This window comes from Dietzia sp. DQ11-38-2 (assembly GCF_014145055.1).
In the GTDB taxonomy this organism is placed as follows: Bacteria; Actinomycetota; Actinomycetes; order Mycobacteriales; family Mycobacteriaceae; genus Dietzia.
Genome location: NZ_JAALDW010000129.1, coordinates 1 through 7515, shown reverse-complemented (window position 1 = coordinate 7515; position 7515 = coordinate 1). Strand labels below are relative to the sequence as shown.

7 protein-coding genes, 1 pseudogene and 1 riboswitch are annotated in these 7515 nt (G+C 69.0%); all 8 genes and pseudogenes read left to right on the top strand.

Annotated features, from left to right (window positions below; all coding sequences use genetic code 11):
- Positions 1–69 precede the first annotated feature (69 nt).
- Positions 70–2367 carry an accessory Sec system translocase SecA2 gene (gene secA2 / locus G6026_RS04975; protein ID WP_107756371.1) on the top strand — a complete coding sequence of 766 codons (2298 nt, stop codon included), beginning with the start codon at positions 70–72 and terminating at the stop codon, positions 2365–2367.
- Positions 2364–3128 (top strand): CDP-alcohol phosphatidyltransferase family protein, encoded by a 765-nt coding sequence (locus tag G6026_RS04970; protein WP_107756372.1) that lies wholly within the window; start codon positions 2364–2366, stop codon positions 3126–3128. The genes secA2 and G6026_RS04970 overlap by 4 nt, the downstream gene beginning before the upstream one ends.
- A 9-nt stretch (positions 3129–3137) precedes the next feature.
- On the top strand, positions 3138–3581 hold the full coding sequence (gene gcvH, locus G6026_RS04965) for a glycine cleavage system protein GcvH (protein ID WP_182612402.1): 444 nt from the start codon (positions 3138–3140) through the stop codon (positions 3579–3581).
- A 121-nt stretch (positions 3582–3702) separates the two neighbouring features.
- On the top strand, positions 3703–4122 hold the full coding sequence (locus tag G6026_RS04960) for an FHA domain-containing protein (protein ID WP_182612409.1): 420 nt from the start codon (positions 3703–3705) through the stop codon (positions 4120–4122).
- Positions 4119–4853: a MerR family transcriptional regulator gene (locus G6026_RS04955; RefSeq protein ID WP_107756375.1), complete on the top strand. Its 735-nt coding sequence runs from the start codon at positions 4119–4121 to the stop codon at positions 4851–4853. The genes G6026_RS04960 and G6026_RS04955 overlap by 4 nt, the downstream gene beginning before the upstream one ends.
- 70 nt (positions 4854–4923) lie before the next feature.
- Positions 4924–5424, top strand: a complete 501-nt coding sequence (locus G6026_RS04950) for a bifunctional nuclease family protein (protein WP_107758072.1) — start codon at positions 4924–4926, stop codon at positions 5422–5424.
- A gap of 323 nt (positions 5425–5747) precedes the next feature.
- Positions 5748–6317, top strand: a complete 570-nt coding sequence (locus G6026_RS04945; protein ID WP_231750587.1) for a MerR family transcriptional regulator — start codon at positions 5748–5750, stop codon at positions 6315–6317.
- Between the two features lie 34 nt (positions 6318–6351).
- Positions 6352–6448, top strand: a riboswitch (glycine riboswitch).
- Positions 6449–6623: 175 nt separating this feature from the next.
- A pseudogene (locus tag G6026_RS04940) lies at positions 6624–7515 on the top strand (glycine dehydrogenase (aminomethyl-transferring)); the annotation flags it as partial.

Here is a 7515-nt window from a genome sequence, read left to right as displayed (position 1 = left end):
TCCGCCGATCGGCTCGGCCGCTGCGTACGGTGGCATCAACTGTTCGATAGACCGGGAAGGACTCCTCGCGTGGGATTCGCCAACCGCTTCTGGAAGCTGATGGGCTCCACCCAGGGCCGGGACACCTCGCGCGCGCAGAGTGCGGTCGAGGCGTCACACGGGTTCGACGAGTGGGCCTCGGGGGTGGCGGACGGCGATTTCGCGGACGAAGCCCACGGCCTGCAGCTCTTCGGTGAGTCGCCCGAGGACCTCGCCCGGTTCCTGGCTCTGGCCAGGGAGGCCGCGACCCGGGCCGTGGGCCTGAGGCCGTTCGACGTCCAGCTCCAGGGCGCACTGAGGATGTTCGCGGGCGACGTGGTGGAGATGGCGACCGGGGAGGGCAAGACCCTCGCGGGTGCGGTCGCGGCGGCCGGATACGCACTGCAGGGACACACCGTCCACGTCATCTCCGTCAACGACTACCTCGCCGCGCGGGACGCGCGGTGGATGGGTCCGATGTTCGAGCTCCTGGGCCTGACGGTGGGCCACGTGACCGAGTCGTCGACGCGCGAGGAGCGTCGCCGCGCCTACGCCTGCGACGTCACCTACGGGTCCGTCTCGGAGATCGGGTTCGACGTCCTGCGGGAGCAGCTGGTCACCGACCCGGCGGATCTCATCGCACCCACCACGGATGTCGCCCTGGTCGACGAGGCGGACTCGGTGCTCGTCGACGAGGCGCTGGTCCCCCTGGTCCTCGCCGGGTCGACCTCCGGGGAGGCGCCCACGGGGGAGATCCTCTCCGCGGTGCGCAAGCTACGGCCGGGTCGCCACTACGAGACCGACTCCGAGCGGCGCAACATCTTCCTCACCGACGACGGCGCCGAGGCCATCGAGGGTGAACTGGGAATCGGCGATCTCTACGACGCGGAGCACGTGGGCACCACGCTGGTCCAGGTGAACGTCGCACTGCACGCCTGCTTCCTGCTGAGGCGGGATGTGGACTACATCGTCCGGGACGGCCGGGTCCAACTGATCAACGCCTCGCGGGGTCGCGTCGCCGAGTTGCAGCGGTGGCCGGACGGGTTGCAGGCGGCCGTCGAGGCCAAGGAGGGCGTCGCGGTCTCCGAGGCCGGGCAGATCCTCGACAGCATCACGGTCCAGGCGTTCATCGGGAGGTACGACCGGGTGTGCGGGATGACGGGAACGGCGCTCGCCGCGGGGGCACAGTTCCGCGAGTTCTACTCCCTGGGCGTGTCCCAGATCGACCCCAACACCCCCTGCGTCCGCTTCGACGAGGCCGATCGGACCTACATCGACAACGACAGCAAGACCCGCGCGATCGTCGAACACATCGCCGCCGTCCACTCGACCGGCCAACCCGTGCTCGTGGGTACCCATGACGTCGCCGAGTCGGAGGAACTCGCAGCACGCCTGGCCGACAGGGGCGTGGACTGCGTCGTGCTCAACGCCAAGAACGACGAGGAGGAGGCCGCCATCATCGCCGAGGCGGGCGACGTGGGTAACGTCACCGTCTCCACCCAGATGGCCGGCCGGGGCACCGACATCAGACTGGGTGGGTCCGACGAGGCCCGCCGCGACGAGGTCGTCGAACTCGGCGGACTGCACGTGGTGGGGACCGGGAGGCATCGGACGGAGAGGCTCGACAACCAGCTCCGTGGTCGCGCCGGACGCCAGGGGGACCCCGGCAGCTCGGTGTTCTTCGCCGCCATGGACGACCCGGTGGTGACCTCGGCGCTGGAACCCGACAAGATCCCCACCGCGCACGACAGGATCAGCGGGCTGCTCAAGGGCAACCGCGGACGCGATGCGGTCGACCACGCACAGCGGGTCACCGAGGGACAGATGCTCGCGATCCACTCGAACACGTGGCGGTACAGCCGGCTCCTCGCCGAACAGCGGTCGATCCTCGCCGAGCGCCGCGCGGCGCTGTTGCTCACCGAGAAGGCGTTCGAGGAGCTGACCTCCCACGATCCGGATCGCAGTGCCGAACTCGTGGAGGCCCACGGCCGCGACGCCGTGGTGCAGGGGTGTCGGGACATCATGCTGTGGCATCTCGACCGGGGGTGGGCCCGCCACCTGGAGACGATGAACGACGTCCGCGAGTCGATCCACCTGCGCGCGCTGGGCAGGGAGAACCCCCTGGACGAATTCCACCGGATCGCGATCGACCACTTCAGGGACCTCGCCTCGGACGCCGTCCGGGAGTCGGAGGCGACGTTCGCCGAGATCGAGTTCACCGATTCGGGGGTGGACCTGGTGGCCAACGCCATGGCGCGGCCCACCTCGACGTGGACGTACATGGTCCACGACAACCCGATGGCGGCCGGCGGGAACGTCTTCTCCGGGATGATGTCGACCTTCCGATGAGCGCGGCGCGGGAGGGCAGACGGGAGACCGATCTGCGGGAATGGCGGACGGGAGAGGGCAAGGTCCTCGGCGCACGCATCCCGCCCCCGCGGGACGGGCACCTCTCGGCCGCGGTGCCACCCGGCCTCGGGTACGAACAGCCGCCCCGCGACCCCGAGGTCAGCGACAGGTTCTGGACGCTCCCCAACGTCATCTCGCTGGCGCGCATCGCGCTGATCCCGGTGCTCGTCGTGAGCATCCTGGTCTGGGAGGATCCGCCCCTGGCACTGTGGCTCCTGGGCGTTCTGGTGGTCTCCGACTGGCTCGACGGCAAGATCGCCCGCTTGTGGAACATGCGGTCGACGTGGGGCGAGCGTCTCGACCCCCTCGCAGACCGACTCCTGGTGGCGGCCGTGCCGGTGGCCTTCGCCGTCGCCGGATACATCCCCGTCTGGGTGGTGGTGGTTCTGCTGGTCAGAGACGCGGTGTTGGTGGGGACGATGCCGGTCTACCGGAGGCGCGGGATCGAACCCGAGGTCACGTACCTGGGCAAAGCGGCCACGTTCGCACTGTTCTGGTCGCTGCCCCTGCTGCTCGCCGGGTACGCGGGGGTTCCCGGAGGGGAGGGGCTGATGATCCTGGGCGAGGCGTGCCTGTACTGGGGCGTGGGCCTCTACTGCTGGAGCGGCGGGATCTACCTGTGGCAGGCCTGGAGGATCGCCCGCTCCGTCCCCCCGCGCCGCGGCCGATCTACTTCAGTGGAGTCGCCCGGCGGTGTGTAATGTCGCCACATGTACACGCCAAGTGAGCCACGCGAGAAGGGCACGTCAGTGAGCGACCAGAACATCCCCGACCAGCTCCGGTACACCGACGAGCACGAGTGGGTCGAACGGGTGTCCGATACCCGCGTTCGCATCGGCATCACCGAGTACGCGCAGTCCAAATTGGGGGACATCGTCTTCGTACAGCTCCCGGACGTGGGCGGGGAGACGGAGTCGGGTGAGCCGTTCGGCGAGGTCGAGTCCCCCAAGAGCGTCTCCGATCTGTACGCCCCGCTCAGTGGGAAGGTCGTCGAGGTGAACACCGCCCTGGAGACCTCGCCCGAGCTGGTCAACTCGGATCCCTACGGTGAAGGGTGGATCGTCGTCCTCGAGATCCCGGACGTCGACGACCTCGAGGCGCAACTCGAACAGACCCTCGACTCGGACGGGTACTCCAAGATCACGGAGGGTTGAGGGGGAGGGACCGCCCCCGGCCCCGTGGCCGGACGGTCCGACATAGAATCGCAGGCACCGCATGGTGAGCCCCACGCCCGGGCTCGGACGAGGAGAGACGAACGTGACCGAGAACAAGAACATGCCCGAGGCCACCGCCGAGACCACCTCGGTGTTCCGCGCTGAGCTTCTCAACGAGTCCGATCAGCAGGCGGCTCAGTCCGAGCCCGCCGTCACCGGTGTCGAGGGCCTACCCGAGGGGCAGGCGCTGCTGGTGGTCAAGCGGGGGCCCAACGCGGGCTCACGGTTTCTCCTGGACCAGTCGACGACGTCGGCGGGCCGCCATCCGGACAGCGACATCTTCCTCGACGACGTCACCGTGAGCCGACGCCACGCCGAGTTCAGGAGCGAGGCCGGGACCTTCACCGTCGTCGACGTGGGATCCCTCAACGGGACGTACGTCAACCGTGAGCCGGTGGACTCGGCATCACTGTCCAACGGGGACGAGGTACAGATCGGCAAGTTCCGCCTCGTGTTCCTGACGGGTACGCCCGGGCAGTGACGGCCGCCGGACACGGCGCCGCAGAGGAGGGGCACCTCTCCATCGGCGGCGTCATCGCACTCCTGAGTCCGGATTTCCCGGACCTCACGGTGTCGAAGGTCCGGTTCCTCGAGAACGAAGGACTGGTCACCCCCGAGCGGACCGCCAGCGGATACCGTCGGTTCAGCGTCGGTGACCGCGAGCGGCTGCGGTATGTCCTCACGGCGCAGCGAGACCGTTATCTGCCGCTCAAAGTGATCCGCGAGGAGTTGGAAGCGCTCGATTCCGCCATCGCGGACGGGTCCACCACCGCTCTGCTCCCACGGCATGGCACGGACGGGGTGCCGGGGTCGACCCCGGACGATTTCCGGAGCGACACCGTCCTACGTCTCACGCGCGAGGACGTGGTGGCACAGTCGGAGGTGGACCCGGAGTTCGTGGGGTCGCTCATCGACGCCGGGCTCATCGTGGCTGGTGCGGGTGGCTTCTTCGACCCGGAGGCGGTCCTGGTCGCGCGGACCGCGCACGATCTCGCCGGTCACGGTGTGGACGTCCGTCATCTCCGGGGGTTCCGGACCGCCGCTGACCGGCAGACGGGGTTGATCACCCAGATCGCCGGCCCGGTGGCCCGGCAGGGCGATGCGGATGCCCGCGATCGCGCGGCAGAGCTGGCCCGGGAGATCGCGGCGCTGTCGGTGGCGCTGCATTCCACGCTGGTCACCGTTGCCGTCCGTCACGCGTTGGAATCCTGACGCGAGCGCTCGCGGGCGGTTCGGGACTAGGCTGTTAGGCGTGCGAGAGGCGGAGGACATGGGACAGAACATGCGCGAGGTGAGCGTCGTCGGTATCCGGTTCGAGGAGCCGGAGTACGCACCGGTCTTGATCCTGCACGAGAAGGACGGTGGCCGATACGTCCCGATCTGGATCGGCGCGTCCGAGGCCGCGGCCATCAGTCTTCAACAGCAGGGTGTGCAGCCGGGCAGGCCGCTGACCCATGATCTCGTCGCGACGCTCCTCGAGACCTTCTCCCACCCGCTCGAACAGGTGGAGATCGTGGGGGTCTCCGAGGGGACCTTCCTCGCCGAGCTCGTCTTCGAGGGGCGACGGGTGTCCGCTCGCCCGTCGGACGCCGTGGCGGTGGCGCTGAGGACGTCGTCACCGGTCCTCGTCAGCCGGGAGGTCCTCGACGAGGTCGGTATCTCTCTGGTGGAGCAGGGCGAGGAGGAGGTCGAGGCGTTCCGTGAGTTCCTCGACCAGGTGAGCCCGGACGACTTTCTCGGCGGTGGCGACGCCCCGCGGGAGCCCGGCGGCCGCACATCCTGACCGCTGTGACCAGGTATTTCGACACTCACAAGAGTCACTCCAGCACCAGTTGGCAGGTCGCGACTATGTCTCAAGTTCAACTTGAGGTTGAGGTTTACCGCGTGTCCTATTGATCGCAGCCTCGCGCGGGCCTAGCGTTGCTCCCAGTGAACTACACCGATGGTGTTCACACGTTCAGGAACCGGGCCCGTCAGGATCCGGCACCGTGCCGCCGCGCCAGCGGGGGCACCCCACAGCTTGAGGGAGCAATCGTGGCCGACCACACCCGGGATCCGGAGTCGTCCTCCATCGTGACGCAGACGGAGGGTCTCTTCGGAGGCGACATCGAGGCCACCCAGGCCACGTTCGACGAGGTGCAACCCGGGCTGTTCCCCGACGACGGGATTCCTGACGGGACGAGTGGGTACCGGGTCCCGATCGCCTGTCAGATCGCCGGCATCACCTACCGTCAGCTCGACTACTGGGCCCGGACCGATCTGGTGGTGCCGTCGATCCGCAACGCCGCCGGGTCCGGGAGTCAGCGCCTGTACTCGTTCAAGGACATCCTCGTCCTCAAGATAGTCAAGCAGCTGCTCGACACCGGAATCTCGCTGCAGAACATCCGCAAGGCCGTGGACCAGATCCGCTCCCGCGGCGTGAAGGACCTGGCCACGATCACCCTCTTCTCCGACGGCCGGACGGTGTTCGAGTGCACGTCCAAGGAGGAGGTGTTCGACCTCCTGCAGGGCGGGCAGGGGGTCTTCGGTATCGGGATCGGGGGTGCGATGCGGGAACTCGCCGGGTCGATCTCCGAGTTCCCCGCCGAGACCGTCTCCGCAGAGGACGTCATCGAGCCCCTCGAGGACGAGTTGGCGGCCCGCCGGCGCGCCCGCGCCTCGCGGCGAACGGGCTGATCGGCGGGAGTCGTCTAGACTCGGCGGTGCGTTCACGCGACTCACGGGAGAGTTCCGCGGCTGCAGCCGCGGGCGCCGAAGGAGCAACTCCTCTCCGAGAATCTCTCAGGCACCCGGACCGTGCAGTCGTCTAACGCCTCTGGAGAGCGGTGGAACAGACCACCCGCCCACGGGGAAAGCGCGGCTCGCTGGTGGGCCCCGTGAATCTCTCAGGCGCCGGCCTCAGCCGGTTGGGGACAGAGCGGAGAGGGTAGCACCGGCCCGCAGGCCGCCCGCCCGGGCGGCCCCGCCCTTCGAGGAGCACCTGTGACGACGACCCCGCACACCGCCCGGACCGGAGGCGAGTTCGTCGCCCGCCATCTGGGACCCGACACCGACGGCCTGGCCCACATCCTGCGGACCATCGGCGTGGACTCGCTCGACGAGCTCGCCGAACGCGCGTTCCCCTCGGTCATTCTCGACGAGGTGGGGCCCGACGGACGGGCAGCCGGCATCGACGCGCTCCCCGAGCCGTTGTCCGAGGCCGACACCCTCGCCGCCCTGCGGGTGCTCGCCGACGGCAACGAGGTCGCGGTCTCGATGATCGGCCAGGGGTACTACGACACCCTCACCCCGGCTGTCATCCGCCGCAACGTCGTCGAGAGCCCCGCCTGGTATACGGGCTACACGCCGTATCAGCCGGAGATCAGTCAGGGCCGGCTCGAGGCGCTCCTCAACTTCCAGACCATGGTCGCCGACCTCACCGGCATGGATATGGCGGGTGCCTCCATGCTGGACGAGGGGACCGCGGCCGCCGAGGCCATGACGATGCTCCGCCGGGCCAACCGGTCCTCGAAGAGTCCCCGCTTCGCGGTGGACACGGACGTCTTCGGCCAGACCGCCGCGATCCTCGCGACCCGCGCCGAACCGCTGGGCATCGAGATCGTCACCGCGAACCTGATCGACGACGGATTGCCCGAGGGAGACTTCTTCGGCGCCCTCGTGCAGACGCCGGGGGCCTCGGGCCGGGTCGCCGACGTCGCCGGGCTGATCGAGCAGTGCCACGACCGGGGTGTCCTCGTGGCGGCGGGTGTCGACCTTCTCGCCGCCTCCGTCCTCACGCCGGCGGGGGAGAAGGGGGCGGACGCCTGCTTCGGGTCCTCCCAGCGCTTCGGCGTACCCATGGGTTTCGGCGGCCCCCACGCGGGATTCCTCGCCT